This window comes from Vibrio gazogenes (genome assembly GCF_002196515.1).
Taxonomy (GTDB): Bacteria; Pseudomonadota; Gammaproteobacteria; order Enterobacterales; family Vibrionaceae; genus Vibrio; species Vibrio gazogenes_A.
Map to the genome: position 1 here is coordinate 2,619,703 of NZ_CP018835.1, position 20,191 is coordinate 2,639,893.

Below are 20,191 nucleotides of genomic sequence, written 5' to 3' on the forward strand. Positions count from 1 at the left end.
GGTTAGGTTATGATTATGAAGAAAATTCTATATCTATGTCTCTTTGGAGTTTTGGGGAGTTATGCCGCAACAGCTGCGGCCTGTTGCACTGACGAGCAGCAATCTGCCAAGTTGAAACAAGTACTTGGATATAACCAACCCGCCGAACAGTTCTTTTTTGAAACCAGTCCTGAAGCCATTGCGCTGAAAGACGATGGGATACAGTTTATTCTGACGGGGAATAATTCTTATATCTTTAATGGTGAACGTTCGGAAGTGAGTGTCCAGAGCCCGTATGACGTCGGTGATACGGTTCGTTATCAATTCTCTTTTAAGCTATTGGATTCGCCGGTCTTTTCTCAAGGATGGGATGGGGTGTGGGTGATTGTCGCCCAGTGGCATGATCAACCCGATCCGAGAAAAGGAGAGACTTGGTCAAACTATAAGAGTGGCCCGCCACCGCTTTCCTATCATCTCGAATATGATGACCAACTCTATCTGGTACTACATACGGATAATCACGATGAAAGAATTCCTGTCCGGCCCGAGCAGCAAATTAGCTGTCGCACTCAGGTGCACTGGCTCTATCAGACCGATGGTCGGGTATCAGGCTGGTGTGATGTGGATGGCGTTCGGCATCCGTTTGATTTTACCGATGACATCATGATTAACGATTATTACCACTATTTTAAGTTTGGTTTATACCGTGACAAAAATATCGATGAGTTGATGGGTATCGAATATAAGTCACTGACGATCAATGAGGTAGACGATGAAAAATAAGATATTGTTGGTGGCTTCTCCGGGCGGGCACTTTGTTCAGTTGAGCCTGCTTTCTGAAAAGCTTGATTGCTGTGAAAGGATCGTTGCAGGGACTTATGATAAGCAGCCCGGTTTTATGGCGGGAGAGCGGTATTACCAAATTTCGGATTTTAGCCGCGATACCGCTTATCTGGCGGTAAAAGTGGTATTCCAGTGTCTGAAGATCCTGAACAAAGAACGACCGTCTCTGGTGGTGACCACTGGTGCAGCCCCCGGTCTGGTGATGGCACTGCTGAGTAAAATGCGTGGGATAAACACCGTCTGGGTTGACAGTATTGCCAACTCGAAAAAGCTGTCATTGTCAGGGCGGCTGGCCGCGAAGTGTCGTATCCATGTTGTCTCACAATGGCAAGAGGTCGCTCAGTCCCATCAGGTGACTTATCAAGGAAGAGTAATATGATTTTTTTAACCGTAGGTACACAATTACCGTTTGATCGATTGGTTCGAACGGTTGATCAATTGGCAGAAACATATCATCTGGATGTTTGTAGCCAGATTGGTGAGTCGGACTATCAGGCCAAATCAATTCAGAGCGCCAAGTTTTTCGCACCGGATGAACTCGACGACCAGTTTCGTCAGTCTGAATTGATCATCTCTCATGCAGGGATGGGGACAATTATCAATTGCTTACGCATCCGCAAGCCGTTAATTATTTTCCCCCGGCTGGCCCAGTATCAGGAACATCGCAATGATCATCAGTTGGATACACTGAATTCATTTTCCAATGTGAAAGGAATTTATACCGCCCGGGATGAACAAGCGCTTGAAGCATTGCTGAGCAATTATCAGACATTACAAGCACCCGATGGATTGGATACGCCAGAACGTGATCAATTGGCGCAATATATTCTGTCACTGGCAAGTGCATGATTGCCTCGTCCATATATTGACACGAACGATATATTGATACGAACGATATGTTGATACGAACGATGATGAAAAAAATTAAAGACTTGATACAAATTCAGCTCCGACAACGTCTGCTTTCTTTGAATGTGTGGTACCTCAACCGCTTTTTCGGGACACACATCGATGCAACAGCCAGAATTTCTTTAAAAGCCAAAATCGATAAACGCAATGGTGACGGGATCTATATTGATGAAGGAACATACGTTGCGTTTGGGGTGGCGATTTTGGCACATGATATGTGTCGCCATCTCAAAGCAGATGTCCGGATTGGTAAGAACTGTCATATCGGCTGCAATTCACTGATTTTACCCGGAGTGACGATTGGAGATTCGTGCATTGTGGCTGCGGGGGCCGTTGTGACGAAAGATGTTCCGCCAAATACGTTAGTGGCTGGCAATCCGGCAATTGTTAAGAAAGAGGGCATTCACCTCAATCGGCTGGGAATTCTTCCGAAAGATTCAGTTTAATCATGGTGGTGAAATTAATGAGCGTTATCAATCATCAATACAAACATCGGCTAAAGTTAAAATTTGGCCGTTTTTATTTTGGGATCATCATGGCTTTGGTGACTGTTTTTCAAGTCAGTGCTGACACCATCACATATCCGAATGGAGCACATGTTGCGATTCATTTGTCGTATGATGATGGACTGTCATCTCAGTTGGATCATGCGATTCCCACGCTTGATAAATACAATATCAAAGCGTCTTTCTATCTATTACCGGGTTCAGCAACACTCAATAATGAACGTCAGGTTGAAGCGTGGAAGAAAGCAGCACAGAACGGCCATGAACTGGGTAATCATACGGTGTTTCATCCCTGTTCATCCAAAGGCCCTGAGCGGAGTTGGGTCAAACCTTATGCCTCTCTGGAGCAGCGAACACCTGAATGGATGGCGGCTGAAGTGAAAATGGCGAATACGTTCCTGTTTTTACTCGACAGCCAAAAAAGTCGTACATTTACACCGCCGTGTTTTGAGACCATGACGCAGAGTGGTGATTATTTATCGGCTGTCCGGCCGCTGGTCGCGGGGGTATATGGGCGCACATTACCCAAGCCAGAGGAAGTTTACTGGTCTGCCCATAATGTCTCTGGTCGGCAACTCATCAATTATATTAAACGTTCAGCTGCGAATCCACAGACTAAAATTATTGGCATTAAATTTCACGGTGTTGGCGGCGATTATTTATCCATCAGTAACGAAGCACATCGTGAATTAGTGCAATATTTGGCGAAGCATCGTGACCAATATTGGGTAACAACCTACAAAAACATTGTTGATTATATCCATCAGCAATGAGCCTTTCCCTTGCGATTTTTATTTCTCGTCTCTTATAGAAGACTCATTGATCCGAGTGTAATGCGATTAATGAGTCTTACTTATGTCTATTTCCGCTCATATTTGTCTCACTATTGATATTATTTCCAATTACCAATTCAGGTGTCTTGTTTGTCCTGGTGCCTAATCCTATAGTTTGCCTTATTGAATGAATATAATAATTTTATCAACAGATGGATTGTTATATTTATTATCGGAGCAGACTGCCATGGTTGAATTGGCATAACAACGGGTAATTGTGATGAAACGCAAAGGATTGGTAGTGAATATTTTATGGAGTGTCGGATTGGCATCTTCCGTCATGGCCGCACCGGATAACGGGACGACGCAGGCTGATACCGTTTCAGCGGCTGCCGTTTCGGATCAACAAGCACGAATCGGGCAACAGGTCGCGCAACAGCTTGCTGAGCGTGCCCCGCTTGATGTGGTTCGTCTCATGGCAGAGGAAGCACCGCTTGACGCACCGATGATTCTTCAGGCCGTGTATCGTAAAGCGCCAAATGTTTCTCTTGAGAGCCTTGTGTTAACCGCGTTTCAAGCAGCGCCTGAAGCTGCGTTGGCGATTGCATCAATGGCACTTGATTTGGGGTTAGATGCGACGCTTTTACCGGAACTTGCCATTGCCGCTAATATTGACCCGACGACTGTTGCCCAAGCAACCGCAGCGGGGCCTGCCGAGACACAACCCGAACCCATCATCAGACGTCACTCCCGGGGAAGCGGGATCTCTCCCAGTTAATACCGGATCATGATGTGCAGCTGTAACTTCCTTACTTACCGTCAGTATTTAGAATGAAGGACGTGACCTTGAGGGAGGAAGACCGTGACTCATAGTGAACGTTGGTGCTGGTATTCTTTATTGCTCATGTTGATCTGGCTGCCGATTCCACTTGGCAGCCACCGGATGTGGTCGTGGTCGATATTTGAAATCTGGATATCTTGTCAGACGCTGTTACTCAGTGTGTCTTTGTGGCATCGGTTCCCTTGGCGGAAAATCAGACAATTTGTCTGGCTGCTGGCTCCGCTGAGTCTCTTTCAGTGTTGGGTTGCGATTCAGGCAATGCCATTACCGGTTGAGATACTCCGGGTCATTGCACCGGATGTGGCTCAGCTTTATCGTCAGGTCGGTGCGGACGTCGGGAGTCTTTCCTACGACCGCTATGCAACATTGACAGGACTGATGAAAGGGATCGCCTATACATTATTTGCGTTCAATGCAGTGATTCTGATCCATTCCGTCAAGCGTGTAAAAACCGTGCTGTATGCGCTGGTTATCAGCGGGACTTTCCAATCATTTTATGGCGTCTTGACCGTATTATTAAATAGCCATCAAAGCTGGTTATTTGGTTTGCCGCAAGGTCATCGGGCGACGGGAACCTTTGTGTATTTCAACCACTTTGCCAATTATCTGGTGATGTGTTTGTGTCTGGGGATCGGCCTGATTGTCTCACAGTTACATCAGACTGAATCCGGGTCGTGGCATGTGCGTATCAGGCGGTGGTTCAGTGCACTGATGTCCGCCAAAATGATGATCCGTTTGTGTCTGATTGTGATGGTTATTGCTTTGATCATGACGCGTTCTCGGATGGGCAATGCAGTTTTCTTTTCTGTGATCGCGTTCGGTGGAGTCATTGCTCTCTGTTTTTATAAGAGAAGGCCGAGAGCGTTAACGGCATTAATCATCTCCATGATGATCATTGATACATTTTTGGTGGGGACGTTGTTTGGTATTGATAAGGTCAAGCAGCGTATCGAAGCCACTTCCGTTGAAACGGAGACTCGCGATCAGGCGGTGCAGTGGAGTCTGGATATTATTCGCGATTATCCGTTAACCGGCACGGGGTTAGGGAGCTTCTATTCTACTTTCCCGCACTACACGCACTACAATATCGGCTATTACAATTATGCCCATAATGACTATGTTCAATTCGCTGCTGAAGCAGGGATCCCGGCGGTGATCTTGTTAAGTTTACCGATACTGGTCGCTCTGTGGTTTTGTTTCAACGTGATCAGAACCAGACATAGCAAAACATTAAAAGGCACTGCGTTAGGATGCCTGATGGGGATTTTGGCCATGATGGCACAAATTAGCGTCGATTTTCATCTACAGGCGCCCGCGAATGCTGTGACATTTATTTTGATGCTCGTGTTGTCTGGCTGTGTAAGACAGATTCAAATCCGTCCGGAAAGTCATCAGGCTGCGGTTGAAAACTTGTCCGTTGAAAGCATGTCCAGTGAAAAACTGACCATTTGAGCGTTGTGATTTTATTCGATAACGGAGAGATCAGCCGAGAATTTGTTTTATTTATAAGAATGACACAATAAAAATTTTTATTTATTTAACGTTGAACAAGAACTTTCATGAAATTGACGTCCAAGCACTCAATTTATGGATTAATCCTGCAAGTCGTTCAGAATACGATAAATATGACACTTGGCCTGTGTCGTAAATTATTTTTTCTGAAATTGTTTGTCGGAGTGAGTCGGACGTCAGGACGATTAAAATATCGGGGAATAAAATGAAAAAGACATTAATTGCTTTAGCAGTGGCAAGCTGTGCTTCGGTGGCGCATGCTGCGGAAATATATTCACTGGATGGTGTTACCGTTGATTTATCCGGTGAAGTGGATGTGCAGTATTATAAATCTCAGGATAAAAGTCAGCATTCTGAATGGAATGTGAACGAAGCGAAGTTTGGTTTTGATATGACTTATGAGATGACCGAAGATTTGGTTGTTGGCTCACATATGAATGTTGATGCCAATGATGAAGAAGACAATGGTTCGATCAGACGTGGTGATGTGTATGGCAAGATCATCTACCTTCAGTCGCATACGATTAGTTTTGGTGCGCAACCCACGATTCTGGACGACGCCGGGATCGGGGATGACTATGAATTCGGTTTTACCTCCTTCGTTGAAAGTGCGAAAAATGAAGGGGATCAGGTCATTAAATATAAATATGACGGCGGTGAAATGTTTTATGGCGGGTTGGCATATTTAGAGAATAAGAATAATACCACCGGTAGTAACGATGATTATCAGCTCGATGGCAATTTAGGTGCAAGAGTAGAAGATTTTGACTTTACCATTTTCCTTGCACGTGCCCAGAAGAATGAGATTGATATCAGTACCTATGATCTGGAAATCCGCTATCTGTATGGTGACTGGCAGTTTGCCACAACATATGGTATCTCTTCGACAGAGCAGGAAAATGCATCCGATCGGGATAAATCAACGTATGGTTTGACCGTGAGCTATAGTGATGGCGGTCGGTTGGAATATGCTGCCGGATGGGCCGTTGTTGAGACAGATCATAGCATTAGCAATGCTGTATCAAACGGTGATGTCAATGATTTCTATGTCAATGTGACTTATGCTTTGTCAAATGATGTCGCGCTCTATGCCGAAGTCGGTCTGACCGATGCAAATGATCAAGAAACGGGTTATGTCATCGGGATGGACACGACGTTCTGATGATGTCGGTATGGTGGCTCGTTGGTCGAGTCACCATCGATTTATGAATACATCAACATCATTAAAGGAAGTCATTTTGAAACGCATTGTATTTATTTTAGGTGTGCTTGCCGGGAGCTTTTCTTGCGCAGCACTTGCAGCAGAGTTGACCTTACCGAGAAGTGTTGAGTTATTGGCTCTTGATGGTCAGAAAGTTGCTCATACAGCGGTGGTTAAGCTGCCGGAAGGGCAGCATCAGTTCGTGTTTCGGTATGAAGAATCACTGCGTTTCGGTTCTCATAAGAAAAAATATCAGTCAACGCCTTTGATTGTCTCAATTCCATTTTCTGAATCAACACAGATGGTGCTACACCATTCTCGTTTCCGTGACTATTCAGCCGCAGCATCAGCATTTGAGAATGGCACCGTTGAGTGGCAAGTCGTTGATCCACAGGGCGAGTTGACGGATCTTCATCCGGTTGAACTGCCCGGTAATCCCGGCTTTTTGCCCTATCAGAATATTGAAGCCGCCATCGGACGCTATAATCGCCAGCATGGTATTTCGATGTCATCTGATCGCATGGTGATGAGAACCGTGCAGGGACAAATGACCACGAAACCACAACCCCCGATAAACTCCCGTCAAGCGGTTACTCATGACGCATCAGATACCCAATATGCTGGTGATTTTGTGCCTCAGATTCAGGCTTGGTATTTACAAGCGACGGATGCAGAACGTAAAGCTTTACTCAAATGGATGATTGAGCAGCAATAATGCTTTGAAGAGATCTCTTATGTTTGAAAATATTCTCGTGATTTGTGCAGGGAATATCTGCCGTTCTCCTTATGCCGCCGAGCGACTTCGGCGTCTCATGCCCTCTCATACGGTGCACTCTGCCGGATTGCTTACCGAAAAAAGTGGGCTGGTCGGTGCTTCGGCTGCCCCAGAGGCGCAAGCTATTGCCCGCTCATTAGGGATCGATCTGACTGCTCATCAGGCACAGCCAATTCACGCGACCATGGTCGATGACTGTGATTTAATCTTAGCCATGAACCAAAATCAGATTGATATGCTGAGCCGAATGTTTCCGAAAGCACGCCATAAAACGATGCTTTTTGGTCATTGGATTGGTGTCAGCCAAATTGATGATCCCTATCAGAAATCCTCCGCGGTTTTTCAACAGGTTTATGCTGTTCTTGACCGTGCTGCGCAAGCTTGGGCTGAGAAGATCAGTCACTAAACCGCCCCTCCCTAATGTTACGAGTTGGTTATTTTTTAGCCAATTCGGCCAGTCTGTGCCATATTTATAAACATGTAGCATAATAAAATCCCCCTATCTTTTGTCGTTCTTTCCAAAATAAAGAGGTTAAACATAGACATACAACAATCTTACTTTTCTCTGTTATTTCAAGTTGTTTTGCCATGCATGATCACGCTTGACGAATGAATGATGTTACTTATTGAAATTAAATGGATTTCTTGGTGTCTTTCTTCAGTCATTTTCGCTGAAACTGCACCGGAGGTAACTCGGGGATTCTCCCCGGTTCATGATGAATGAAATAGTCTGTTTAACAGTGAGGGAGAGAAAAATATGAAGTTAGCTAGGTGGCTTTTATCTTTACATTACGGATTCTACGGTGGTTTGTTCATGGTGTGTTTGGCCGTGGGTGCTGTCACGGTTCAGGCCAGTGAGGTTGAAACAACGAATCTGCCCACACCTCAATTACTGGAAAGTTTCGATTCTATGACGGGATGGTCCGTCAATCGCGGAGGCGTTTTTCAGCAGGTCTGCCCGGTCACCGAAGGGCAGGGTGCAATGGCTGTTCTCGGCAGGGGGGAAGAACTGTCCCATGCTACTGCTCAGAAGACATTACAGACGCCGGTCAATTCGAAGGATATGGGGGTGATTGCCTTTGCGGTACGTAAAGTTTTGCCGCGCGTGACGAGCAATCTGAATGTCAGATTTAGCACGGCTGGTGGTTCGTACACCGGTGTCAATTATCATCTCAATGTGGCTAACCTGAACTCGAATGCGCCATTGAAAACGTATTGGGTTGCGTTTCACCAGTCAGAAGATCCATTGCTGTCACAATCGGTGGATGTGACAAAAGTTCGAGTCAGTTCACCGTCTCGCAATCCCCCGTATATGATTAACAATAAGATTGATTCCCTTTATGCCAATGCGAAAGGTCAACCCACAGTCGTGATTGGGTTTGATGATGGGGCAGATACGATAGCAAGCATTGCATATCCCTATATGGCCCAGTATGGGTTGGTCGGCACAATCTATGTTCCGACCCAGCAAGTTGGTTGGGTGAATCGACTGACTTGGGAGCAAATTTCGATGCTGTCAGACGCTGGCTGGGCGATTAGTGTGGATGGTTCTCCGGATGATACACCGATGACCGATGCTGCGGATGTGGGCACAGCAGTTGCCAACGCGATTTCCTCATGGAATCAATTGGAACAGCATGGGCTTGATTCTGAAGCGATGTTCCATCTGTGCTATCCCGAAGGAAGATTTTTCGATACGTCTGTTCGACCGGTTCAGGTGACATCCATGATGTCGGATGGTTCAAACGTGGTGACGCTGGATAACAACTATCCTATCCATGTCGGGATGCGCGTCTACGGGTCGAATATTCCCAAGAATACCTATGTGATTAATGGTGGTGGGGAATCGGTTGCTTCGGTCACTTTGTCTCAAAAAATTCCGCCACAGAATTTACCTGCCATGTTTAATGACGAATCCGGGGAATTCTATTTAGATAAATTGCCGACAGCATTACGTAAAGCAGGATTTAAATCAGGACGGATTACCGTCGGCGGCGATATGTATACCCGGTTTGGTTTTGGTGGCAGAGAGATGACGACCATTGGTCAAGGTGTCTCTTACATGACATTTAACCAGTTTTCGCCATTGCTAGAGCAAGTCATTTTGCGCGGTACCACCATGGAAACTTATTTCCATCGGATTGTACCTGATCCCGCAGAAGGATGGACACCGGATACACCGAATCCGGGGATCGATGTTTATGAGTCATTTTTCAAAGCTTATGTTGATACCGTCGCTGAAAAGGTTCAGGCCGGAGAGCTGGTTGTGTTGACCAAACCACAGTGGTATGAGCGGGATATTGATAAAACGGTTCCCGAATTATAATTGCGTCGATGCCTAACAAGGTCTGATTTTCTAACATCAGATTGAGATCGGACAGTGTTCCCTTTTCGTGTTCACCAAGTGGTGTTATAGCTGTCGCGGAAAGGGGATGTCTGGTTACTGCCCATTCAGTACCGAATGGGTTGATTTGATACAAACTGCTACATTCTTTTTGGCTGAATTTCGCTACACTGGTTTCAAACGTCGTTTTATTTTGCGGAGCCAGAAATCAATGACCCCCCTGCCGAATTACAATAAACGGATTCTTTTAGTTGAAGATGACACTGAGCTTGCTGGCTTGATCGCGGATTTTTTGTCTCGTTACGGTTTTGACGTGATAACGGTGAATAATGGGACGGATGCGGTGAAACAAGTCGCTGATCTTCAGCCGGATTTGGTGATTCTTGATGTGATGCTACCGGGAATGAACGGTATGGAAGTCTGTCAAACGATACGTCGTTTCTATACCGGCTATATCTTGATGCAAACGGCTCTAGACGATGACGCTGATCAGATGAGGGGATTAGAAATTGGTGCTGATGATTATGTGATCAAGCAGGTGCAGCCCCATTTATTACTTTCCCGGATTTATGCTTTATTACGGCGTTCAGAACGAAAATTACCGCCTGCCAGTACGACGATAGAAGCGAATACCCTGATGTGTGGGCCGTTGGTGATTGATTTAAGTAATCGGACGGTCGTGTTGAATCAGCTCCCCGTTGAGACAACGACCGCAGAGTTTGAACTATTGGTTTTACTGGCGAGTACGGTTGGTCAAGTGGTGAGCCGGGATGAGATTTTACAGAAAATACGCGGTTTTGAGTACGATGGTTTAGATCGGTCGATTGATCGCAGAATATCCCGCCTGCGACAAAAACTGGTGCTGGACAATGGTAAAGAGCTGATCAAAACGGTCAGAGGCGTCGGCTACCAACTCTGTGTTTATTCGGATTGAGCGGACCGATCCGAAACCTAATCTTAACCCCACCGGGGCACGAACGTTTTGTCTGTGCCGTAAACAGGGCCTCTCTTCCCCTCTGACAAATCATATCTTGCCTGTGTATAGCAATTGGGAACGACCAACGACCCAATGCGCTGTACTGAGTCCTCTGTACGCTGTTACAGACTGTCACACAGCGTCACCATAAGCCTCTCAAATCTCAGCCTTTGTTCAATGATAATGACGTTGTGATGCATTTTGTCCATTTTCATTGTAGTCAGAGGAAAAGTAATGAAAAAAATCATAAGTCTGTTAGGCGCTGCTAGTGTATTACTCGCATCAACGAGTGAGGCGGCAACATGGGTTGGAATTGAAACAGGGATCGGTTCGTCTGATTATGAATCTGCATCGGACAGTATTGATACTTCATGGACAGGGGCGATTCAGGCCGGTGTGGATTTGAATCAGAATTGGAGTGTATTGGTCGGTGCACATATGGGTGGGGGAAGTAGCATACCACGCAAAGAAATCGGTGAGATCACCGAGTCAGAAGAGGAGCTTGATTACCGCGCACTATCGCTGAGTCTCAACCGAAACTTTTACCTCACGGAACGCCAGTTTCTTTATGCGTCTGTGGGGATGAATTATAACCAGACAGAGGTTGAGCTGCATGGCGTCAAAACCATTGATGACGATGGAATTGGCTACAATTTACGAGCGGGATGGTTATTTCGTTTAAATCAACGCTTTTCGGTCAACGTCGGTCTGCAACGTTTAGGGATGAGTGATGTGGATGTTAACTCCGCCAATGTTGGGTTGATGTATCGCTTTTAATCTTCACCGGTTCAGTATAGAAGACGGCGGCACTTTTCATCTGATGAAAAGTGCCGCCGGGAGTGCATTCGTTGACGACATCATGATCTAACGAGAGTGTTCATCTCTGCCTTTCCTTCATGTCGGACATTATACGTCAGGCTTGCTAATCTTTATTTACAACATTTTTTAATCGTTTAATCTGTCGTCAGGAAAAATAATAAATTGTGTAAAAATATCAAACTAAACGAAATTTTAAATACTTATACAGTAAACGGCTACTGTCATTTTATGCCAACGTATTTCGTGGATATTTGAGAGGAAACTGATTTCTTCTCTATTATTTTTAATCAGTAGTAAAGGACTCAATAGATGACTTCTTGGCGATTTGAAAAGGGATTGATCGTTTTTTTGACAAGTGTTTATTCTCCGTTTTTATTCGCAAGTGGTAATGCAATTGACTTAAAAAACGATGGGACGAGTGGACTAGCTTGGTGGCAGAGTGCTCATGAATCAGCTTCTGAGGGGGTTGAATCTTGGGCCAGAGGGATTGACTCGTTTTTGTCAGGAAAAGAGGCAAGCGAACCGAATGAAAGCGATGTCAGCCTGAGAGGCGGTACGATAATCAAGGGGGGGCATACAGCTGGCTTTTATGATGTCGGCGCGACATTTCACTTACCCGATACGCGTAATCAGTTAGACTTAGTGTTTGAGGGTTATGCTGATTCATTAAATCAATACTTTGATTCATCAGATGAGAATGCTTTAAATGAGTCCTCTCAATGGGATAAAGTCGCTGACTCGGCATTGAGAACGCATGCAACTGCCGCAGTGCGATATGCACAACAGTACTGGGGAATGGAGTTTGGGGTGTTAGTCTCTTTACCCTTGGATCCATTTGTTCAATTTCGGTTTCCTCAACGGTATACAACGGAAAGCTGGGAAATTGCTCAGGAAACAGGTCTGTTTGCCTATTACTCTAAAGGGGCCGGGGCTCGTTACCGACTGGCGGCTAATAATTTTGCTCATGAGACTTTTCAGTATGGAGCAGACTTCGAGCTGACCGTCGTGGATCAGACGGAACGACTATACTCAAGAGAGAATTTTTTTGTTAATCAAAAACTAAACGAAAAAAGTAGTATTGGCTATAATATTAGCCTTTTACAGTCTGGTCGATCAAAGCTCAAACCGGCCAGCTTTTTATATTATGTAGAATACACTCGAGTATTACATAAAAACTGGCTGATTGGCGCAGTGAAACCTCAAGTTACAGATGATGCTGGGAATGGCTATCGGCCAGAGTATTCTTTAACTTTGTCTTTAACTATTCTGTTGGGACATCATTATCTTCATTGACCCGTATTAAGGGCTCTTAATCCCCTGTCATACCGATCAACGGCAACAACACCCTTATTGGTGTCGTTCGACAAACATCATCGATTTTTAGTCGCGAAGGAATTTGTGGTTGAGTCACAGTCGTTTATGAGCTGAAGATGCAATGATTGCAAACCGCGACAACTGAGCATCGGTGCACGCTGAAAGTAAATGCTGACCGAATCAATAACCATTGATTGTTTAAACAGCCAAGATCAGCGAGAATAGCAGCCTCTTACGATTCACATGACGGATTTGATCTGCGGCGCGCCCGAAAGGCAGCTTGAAACATGTGTACAAATCCGTGTACAGATAAAAGATTTTATTCATGGCTGACCAGAATTTTCTTAACGAAGTTAATAAGCGAAGAACCTTTGCTATCATTTCCCACCCGGATGCGGGTAAAACCACCATTACTGAAAAAGTGCTGTTGTTCGGACGTGCGATTCAACAAGCCGGTACCGTAAAGGGGCGTGGCTCGAATCAACATGCGAAATCAGACTGGATGGATATGGAAAAAGAGCGGGGAATCTCGATTACCACGTCAGTCATGCAGTTTCCTTACAATGATTGTTTGGTCAACCTGCTCGATACCCCCGGACACGAAGACTTTTCTGAAGATACGTATCGCACGCTGACAGCGGTTGACTCTTGTCTGATGGTGATCGATGCCGCAAAAGGGGTCGAGGATCGGACGCGTAAGCTGATGGAAGTAACCCGTCTGCGAGATACACCGATCGTGACCTTTATGAACAAGTTGGACCGGGATATCCGCGATCCGATGGAGTTGCTGGATGAAGTTGAGAATGAGCTGAATATTCTCTGTGCGCCGATCACTTGGCCAATTGGCTGCGGTAAAAACTTTAAAGGTATTTATCATCTACACCGTGACGAGACCATTTTGTATTCTACTGGTCAGGGGCACACCATCCAAGAGTTGCGCATCGTCAAAGGTCTCGATAATCCGGCACTCAATCAAGCGATAGGGGATGATCTGGCAACACAGTTAAGAGAGGAACTGGAACTGGTCGTCGGGGCATCGAATGAGTTTGATCTGGAGCTGTTTCTTCAGGGGGAACTGACACCGGTATTCTTCGGTACTGCGTTGGGGAACTTCGGAGTCGATCATGTACTCGATGGTTTGACTGAGTGGGCGCCGGCACCGTTGCCGCGTGAAACATCTGAACGCTTAGTCGAGGCAACCGAAGAGAAATTCTCTGGATTCGTATTTAAAATACAGGCCAATATGGATCCCAAACATCGTGACCGGATCGCTTTTATGCGGATTGTGTCCGGCTCTTATCAGCAAGGCATGAAAATCAATCATGTCCGAATCGGTAAACAGATTAGTATTTCTGATGCAGTCACCTTTATGGCGGGTGATCGATCGCGGGCTGAAGAGGCATTTGCCGGAGATATCATCGGCTTACATAACCACGGTACGATTCAGATTGGTGATACCTTTACGCAGGGTGAAGCGATGAAGTTTTCCGGAATCCCCAATTTTGCACCGGAACTGTTTCGTCGTATTCGTCTCAAAGATCCATTGAAGCAGAAACAGTTGCTGAAAGGATTGGTGCAGTTATCAGAAGAAGGTGCTGTACAGGTTTTTCGTCCGATGCAAAATAATGATCTGATCGTCGGTGCGGTCGGGGTGTTGCAGTTCGATGTGGTCGTTGCGCGTCTGAAATCCGAGTACAACGTGGAAGCGATTTACGAGAGTGTTAACGTTGCAACCGCGCGCTGGGTCGAGTGCGATGATACCAAGAAGTTAGATGAATTCCAGCGTAAGAATCAGGCGAATCTGGCTTTAGACGGTGGCGATAATCTGGCTTATATTGCACCGACAATGGTCAATCTCAATCTGGCGAAAGAGCGCTTCCCGGACATTGATTTCCGAGCAACGCGTGAGCATTAATCGCAGTATCGTCTTTTTAACGATTTTGTCTCGATAGAAACAAAAAAGCTCCCTCAGGGAGCTTTTTTGATCACGACGTTTAACCGATGTTATTTCTTCTTTTTAGCGACTTTCTTTTTCACGGATTTTTTATCTTTGGTGGCCGATTTCTTCTTCTCCGGAGACTTTTTCTTTTTGAAGACGGGCTTTTTATGTTTGGGTCGTAACCCATCAATAAACCGTTCTTTAATCTCTTCGTTCATATAACGCTGAATCCGTTCGATCATTGGTTGATCATGCGCTTCGACCAGAGAAATTGCGATCCCTTTTTTACCGGCCCGCGCGGTCCGGCCAATTCTGTGCAGAAACACATCTGCGGTCCGGGGCATATCATAATTGATGACATGGCTGATATCAGAAATGTCTAAGCCACGGGCAGCAACATCGGTCGCCAGTAAAATATTGATATCACCCTCGCGAAAACGGGTGATAGCATTGTTTCGACGTTCTTGAGGCATCTCTCCCTGAATCCAGGCACAGGGAATCTGACTCCGTTCTAGTTCTGTACGTAGATCTGCCAGTCGATCACGGGTCTTCACGAATACGATAGCTCGCTGAGACTGGGTGGTCAGAATCTCTTTCAGCAGATCATTTTTATGCACCAGACTATCTGCCCGGTGATACCACTGAGTGATTTTCTTTCTTTCCCGGCGTGGTGGTTCCGCGCGAACTTCTGCCGGTTCATTCAATAGATCTTCAGCAAACCCATCAACGCCTTTGCCTTCGAGGGTGGCAGAGAACAACAAGGTCTGTTTACGCCAACGACATTCAGAAGAAAGGCGATTCACGGTCGGTGCGAAGCCCATATCCAGCATCCGATCCGCTTCATCCAGGATCAGCCACTCAATTGCCCGACAATCAAAACGCTCAGCTTCAATGTATTCCATCAACCGGCCGGGAGTCGCGACCACAATGTCCTGTGTTGCATTCAGCAGATCAGCATGTTGCTGATATTGGACACCACCGGTAATCGTAACGATTTTTAGATGGGTAAACTGAGCCAGTGTTTGAATCTGTTCCGAGACCTGAGCGGCCAGTTCACGAGTCGGCGTGAGGATCAGAATCCGAGCTGGCCCCGGTTTTTTACGGGGAAAATCGATTAAGTACTGAATCGCGGGCAGGCCAAACGCTGCGGTTTTTCCTGTGCCTGTCGGGGCAGAAGCCATGACATCCCGACCGTCTAAAGCGTAAGGAATGGACTCGGCCTGAACTTGTGTTGGGCGAGTAAATCCTGCTTTTTCAATGGCTTCAAGAAGACAGGGATCGAGTTCTAAGTCTGAAAAATTTTTAATCACGGCTATTTCTCTGCTTGTCGAACGCTCTGCATCAAAACGCTCATTCATCAAACTATCTGTTAAGCTATCCGTTATCAGTAACCTGTGCAATCGGGATGGCAAAACTAAAGCTCGGCATTATAGAGACTTCCATCACGATCTTACATCCTTTTTTACATCTTCAGATAAAACGCTTGGGTGAGTTCGGTAAATGCAGCGGTATAGCGGTTTTGTGCCCGGATGGTGAGGTTGGTGACTTCACAAGTATCGTGTGCCGATCGACTGAGTGAGAATAGCAATCGCGTCGGTGGCTTTGTTGTTGTCGGTGAAACAAGACAATATCGGGTTAAGAACCAGCCTTGTTGTTTGGCCTGCTCAATTAATGTATTTGCTTCCTGACAAGGCAGAATCAAGCTGATTTGCCCTGACGGAGAAAGTAAATGCTGGCAGTGATGTAAGAGCTGTTGGTGGGAAAAGCCAGCAACATGGCGGGCAAGGGCTCGCGCCGGGGTAATGGACACCTGTCCGTTGGTAAAATAGGGCGGGTTACAGATGATCGCATCATAATTCGAGTGGGGGGCAAAGGTTAAGATATCTTGATGTTTTATCGCGATCCGTGAAGCCCACGGGGAATGGTTGCAGTTATGGATTGCGGTCTGAATCGCTTGTTCATCAATATCGAGTGCCGTGATGTGTGCCTCCGGAAAACGTTGGGCACAACATAAAGCGAGTAAGCCTGTGCCGGTACCGATATCGAGAATCGAGCGGAGGTTTTCCCCCTTCATCCAAGCGCCCAATAACACGCCATCGGTACTAACGGGCATGCCACATTCTCCGCCGGATACTGAAAATTGTTTGAAATGGAATGTTTTGGGATGCTGTGATTGTTGCTTCATAAAGATTATTTTACCCGTAACAGACTTCATTTCTTGAAGCCGTTTTTGAACGATTTTCAGTCCATATACCCAAGTAACCTCAAGATGCAGGATTCAGAGTGTCTTCAATCGGCTTCATTCAAGGAAAATGTCGGCAGGAATGGCCTTCCCATTTCAATGGCATTTGACGCAGAAAGGCGCCGATTCAAGCACTCCCGAAGGGCGAGTTCACTGAGCTCAGAGACTGTGTTAGAGATTCTCGCCATAGAATGGCTATGACTCAAATCTCTGCTTTGCCTCTGAGCCCAGTGATTCTCGCTGAAACTGCATCTTGAGGTCATTTGGGTATAAGACGTACATTTTGGCGAGATGTTGGCAGGAATCGCATCACCTTTCAAGGCCATTTCGTTGTGGCTGTTTTTGTGAATGTTTTGTACCAAATGATGTGTGTTTTTGTATCAATATTTTGCGTTTTTATTGGTTTATTGTTCTAGTAAATGTGAATTTACATGGATCGATTGACTAATTGTTATTGTGTTATTGATTATTTCATTCTGTTTGTTCATGATCGCGCAAAAAATGAAAGGCAGTCTACTGTCGCAGTTACAAACACAACATCAACATAAGAAGGTGATCTGTGAAACAGACATTGAAATTAACCGATATTATGGCGGTCGGCTTTATGCTGTTCGCTTTTTTTCTTGGCGCAGGCAATATTATCTTTCCGCCGCTTGCCGGACAAATGGCCGGCGAAAACCTGTCATCTGCAATGGGGGGCTTTTTACTGACAGCTGTCGGACTCCCGCTGATTGCGATTATTGCGGTCGCTGTGGCTGGCGGAAGCTGGCAACACCTAACCAAAGATTTGCCCCTCAAAGTATCAACGATTATGGCGGTATTGATTTTTATCATTATCGGCCCCGCTTTTGCCGCCCCTCGTACAGGGCTGGTTGCTTTTGAGATGGCGTTTAAACCATTAGTCGGTGAAAGTAGCTTCTCTAATCTTACTTTTTTCTCTGTCCTATTTTTTGTGATTGCGGCTTTCTTCTCCTGGTCTCAGGGGAAACTGATTGATTTGATTGGTAAGGTTTTAACCCCGACGTTGTTTATCGGTCTGATTATTGTCGCTGTTGGCGTGTTTATTCATCCACAAGGAACCATTACTGCGGCGCAAGGGGCATATCTGGAAAAGCCTTTAACCACTGGTTTTCTCGAAGGTTATAACACGATGGATACCTTCGCTTCGTTGATGTTCGGGATGTTGATGGTTGATGTTCTGCGGGGCAAAGGGATTACTGAATCCCGAGCGACCACCAAATATCTGATTGCTGCTGCCTTTATCGCGGCTTTCGGACTCGCATTTGTCTATATTTCATTGTTCTATCTGGGAGCAACCAGTTCTGCTATTGCTAGCGGAGCTGACAACGGTGGGGTGATACTCAGTCTGTATGTGCAGGCGATGTTTGGTTACTTCGGTCAGTTTGTCTTATCGATCATTGTATTGTTGGCTTGTTTGACGACTGCGATTGGCTTGATTTCAGCGTGTTCTGATTACTTTAGCTCTCTGACGCGATTCAGTTATCACCAGTGGGTGATAGTGAACAGTGTCGTTTGTGCTGTGATCGCGAATGTGGGGTTGAGTCAGTTAATTTCACTGTCGATTCCGGTCTTATTTGCATTGTATCCGGTGGCGATTACGCTGGTTGCGCTGACATTTGTCCGAAATAAGTTACCGAATCCTAAAGTTGCTTACCGAGTCGCTTTGTTGGTGTCTTTTCTGTTTGCATTGATCGACGCTTTTAAGTTTGTCGGCGTGGATGTTTCCTTTTTCAGCTTCTTACCACTGTTTAATATTGGTATGGGTTGGATATTACCGACTGCAATTATTTTTGTGGCGATGTTTGGCATGTCTCGTTCAGAGCAACCCATGGAAGTTAACGAAGCAGCCAATTGATATGTCGTGAGTGAGCGTTTGCTTACGATTCATCACAGCGATTCTTCTCCCCAAATCACTGAACGTGCATGATTCCTGAGAACATGGGCGTTCAGTTCGATTCTATCGCGTGCTGGAAACTCATGTGGAACCAGCAATTTTTCCTGTATCTTCATCACATTTTTCAGTAGAATTCTTCGGTTAAATTCTACTCTAATAAACGATTGAGCAATCATGTTTGAAATCAACCCGATAAAAAACCGCCTGCAGGACGTGTCTGAACGCACAAATGTCCTGAGGGGGTATCTTTGACTATGATGTAAAAAAAGAACGTCTCGAAGAAGTCAACGCAGAGCTTGAACAACCCGAAGTATGGAACGAACCCGAACGGGCTCAGGCGCTAGGAAAAGAGCGAGCCACGTTGGAGGCTATTGTTGAAACCATCGATCTCTTGGATCGTGGTGTCGATGATGTCGAAGGTTTGCTTGAACTGGCGGTTGAGGCTGAAGATCAGGAAACATTCGATGAGATCGGCCCTGAACTGGATGAGCTAGAAGCAAATCTGGAGAAGCTGGAATTCCGTCGCATGTTCTCAGGAGAGCATGATTCATCCGACTGTTATATTGACCTTCAGGCCGGTTCCGGTGGTACGGAAGCACAAGACTGGACGTCGATGCTGTTGCGGATGTATCTGCGCTGGGCCGAAGCCAAAGGTTTTAAGACGGAAGTAATTGAAGTCTCCGAGGGAGAAGTCGCTGGTCTGAAATCCGTCACGGTGCGGATCATTGGCGAATATGCCTATGGATGGCTGCGGACAGAAACCGGTGTTCACCGTCTGGTGCGTAAATCTCCGTTTGATTCAGGTGGCCGTCGTCATACTTCTTTTGCATCTGCATTCGTCTATCCGGAAGTTGATGAAAACATTGCTATTGATATTAATCCTGCTGATCTGCGTATCGATGTTTACCGGGCTTCAGGCGCGGGTGGTCAGCACGTCAACACGACTGAATCTGCGGTACGGATTACGCATTTACCGACCAATACAGTTGTTCAGTGTCAGACGGACCGCTCCCAGCACAAAAACAAAGATCAAGCGATGAAGCAACTTCGTGCGAAGCTGTTTGAACTTGAACTTCATAAACAGAATGCCGAGAAGCAAGCGAACGAAGATGCCAAATCTGATATCGGATGGGGCAGTCAGATTCGTTCTTACGTGCTTGATGACTCGCGAATCAAAGATTTGAGAACGGGGATCGAAAACCGCAATACTCAGGCGGTTCTGGATGGAGACTTAGATAAATTCATTGAAGCAAGCCTGAAATCAGGTCTTTAAGCTTTTCACCGATATGACAGGTACATCGAA

General features: G+C 45.8%; 19 protein-coding genes. 17 read left to right on the plus strand and 2 right to left on the minus strand.

All coding sequences use genetic code 11. The features are described 5' to 3' along the window. Positions 1 to 15 precede the first annotated feature (15 nt). From BSQ33_RS11930 to prfC, 15 genes are all read left to right on the plus strand, one after another. Positions 16 to 762, plus strand: coding sequence for a heparin lyase I family protein (locus BSQ33_RS11930; protein WP_157721385.1), 747 nt, complete (start codon positions 16 to 18; stop codon positions 760 to 762). Continuing rightward, positions 752 to 1,201 carry an oligosaccharide biosynthesis protein Alg14 gene (locus BSQ33_RS11935; RefSeq protein WP_021020642.1) on the plus strand — a complete coding sequence of 150 codons (450 nt, stop codon included), beginning with the start codon at positions 752 to 754 and terminating at the stop codon, positions 1,199 to 1,201. Before BSQ33_RS11930 ends, BSQ33_RS11935 begins: the two co-directional genes overlap by 11 nt. After that, positions 1,198 to 1,671, plus strand: coding sequence for a glycosyltransferase (locus BSQ33_RS11940; protein ID WP_021020643.1), 474 nt, complete (start codon positions 1,198 to 1,200; stop codon positions 1,669 to 1,671). Before BSQ33_RS11935 ends, BSQ33_RS11940 begins: the two co-directional genes overlap by 4 nt. A gap of 62 nt (positions 1,672 to 1,733) precedes the next feature. Continuing rightward, entirely contained in the window at positions 1,734 to 2,177 is a 444-nt protein-coding gene (locus BSQ33_RS22115) for an acyltransferase (RefSeq protein ID WP_106406978.1), read from the plus strand. A 17-nt stretch (positions 2,178 to 2,194) separates the two neighbouring features. Then, a complete protein-coding gene (locus BSQ33_RS11950; protein ID WP_157721386.1) occupies positions 2,195 to 3,010 on the plus strand; it encodes a polysaccharide deacetylase family protein in 816 nt (271 codons plus the stop codon). Between the two features lie 301 nt (positions 3,011 to 3,311). Beyond that, complete coding sequence (locus BSQ33_RS11955) at positions 3,312 to 3,788, plus strand: hypothetical protein (protein WP_088134159.1); 477 nt, start codon at positions 3,312 to 3,314, stop codon at positions 3,786 to 3,788. Between the two features lie 84 nt (positions 3,789 to 3,872). Further along, positions 3,873 to 5,303 carry an O-antigen ligase family protein gene (locus tag BSQ33_RS11960; protein ID WP_232471921.1) on the plus strand — a complete coding sequence of 477 codons (1,431 nt, stop codon included), beginning with the start codon at positions 3,873 to 3,875 and terminating at the stop codon, positions 5,301 to 5,303. A 265-nt stretch (positions 5,304 to 5,568) separates the two neighbouring features. Next, a complete protein-coding gene (locus tag BSQ33_RS11965; protein ID WP_021020648.1) occupies positions 5,569 to 6,525 on the plus strand; it encodes a porin in 957 nt (318 codons plus the stop codon). Further along, positions 6,497 to 7,279, plus strand: coding sequence for a DUF2057 domain-containing protein (locus BSQ33_RS11970; protein ID WP_157721387.1), 783 nt, complete (start codon positions 6,497 to 6,499; stop codon positions 7,277 to 7,279). Before BSQ33_RS11965 ends, BSQ33_RS11970 begins: the two co-directional genes overlap by 29 nt. 19 nt (positions 7,280 to 7,298) lie before the next feature. Beyond that, complete coding sequence (locus BSQ33_RS11975; RefSeq protein WP_088134162.1) at positions 7,299 to 7,745, plus strand: low molecular weight protein-tyrosine-phosphatase; 447 nt, start codon at positions 7,299 to 7,301, stop codon at positions 7,743 to 7,745. Positions 7,746 to 8,096: 351 nt separating this feature from the next. Then, positions 8,097 to 9,665: a polysaccharide deacetylase family protein gene (locus BSQ33_RS11980; protein ID WP_088134163.1), complete on the plus strand. Its 1,569-nt coding sequence runs from the start codon at positions 8,097 to 8,099 to the stop codon at positions 9,663 to 9,665. A gap of 229 nt (positions 9,666 to 9,894) precedes the next feature. Then, positions 9,895 to 10,617, plus strand: coding sequence for a response regulator transcription factor (locus BSQ33_RS11985; protein ID WP_027694237.1), 723 nt, complete (start codon positions 9,895 to 9,897; stop codon positions 10,615 to 10,617). 276 nt (positions 10,618 to 10,893) lie between these two features. After that, on the plus strand, positions 10,894 to 11,436 hold the full coding sequence (locus tag BSQ33_RS11990) for a porin family protein (protein ID WP_088134164.1): 543 nt from the start codon (positions 10,894 to 10,896) through the stop codon (positions 11,434 to 11,436). Positions 11,437 to 11,787: 351 nt separating this feature from the next. Continuing rightward, positions 11,788 to 12,771, plus strand: coding sequence for a hypothetical protein (locus BSQ33_RS11995; RefSeq protein ID WP_021020654.1), 984 nt, complete (start codon positions 11,788 to 11,790; stop codon positions 12,769 to 12,771). A 346-nt stretch (positions 12,772 to 13,117) separates the two neighbouring features. Next, positions 13,118 to 14,707 carry a peptide chain release factor 3 gene (gene prfC, locus BSQ33_RS12000; RefSeq protein WP_021020655.1) on the plus strand — a complete coding sequence of 530 codons (1,590 nt, stop codon included), beginning with the start codon at positions 13,118 to 13,120 and terminating at the stop codon, positions 14,705 to 14,707. Between the two features lie 89 nt (positions 14,708 to 14,796). Here prfC and srmB read toward each other — a convergent pair whose 3' ends face one another. Both srmB and BSQ33_RS12010 read right to left on the minus strand, forming a co-directional pair. Next, positions 14,797 to 16,041, minus strand: coding sequence for an ATP-dependent RNA helicase SrmB (srmB, locus tag BSQ33_RS12005; protein ID WP_027694238.1), 1,245 nt, complete (start codon positions 16,039 to 16,041; stop codon positions 14,797 to 14,799). A 152-nt stretch (positions 16,042 to 16,193) separates the two neighbouring features. Next, on the minus strand, positions 16,194 to 16,916 hold the full coding sequence (locus tag BSQ33_RS12010; protein WP_088134165.1) for a tRNA1(Val) (adenine(37)-N6)-methyltransferase: 723 nt from the start codon (positions 16,914 to 16,916) through the stop codon (positions 16,194 to 16,196). Positions 16,917 to 17,532: 616 nt separating this feature from the next. Here BSQ33_RS12010 and brnQ point away from each other — a divergent pair. Continuing rightward, the gene (gene brnQ, locus BSQ33_RS12015) at positions 17,533 to 18,849 is read left to right on the plus strand and encodes a branched-chain amino acid transport system II carrier protein (protein WP_021020705.1); all 1,317 of its coding nucleotides are present in this window, start codon (positions 17,533 to 17,535) and stop codon (positions 18,847 to 18,849) included. A 213-nt stretch (positions 18,850 to 19,062) separates the two neighbouring features. Then, positions 19,063 to 20,161, plus strand: a protein-coding gene (gene prfB / locus BSQ33_RS12025) for a peptide chain release factor 2 (protein WP_096325360.1) whose coding sequence is annotated in 2 segments (ribosomal slippage) — positions 19,063 to 19,137 and positions 19,139 to 20,161 — 1,098 coding nt in all. Because the reading frame shifts where the segments join, the coding sequence is not laid out codon by codon here. Positions 20,162 to 20,191: the final 30 nt, after the last annotated feature.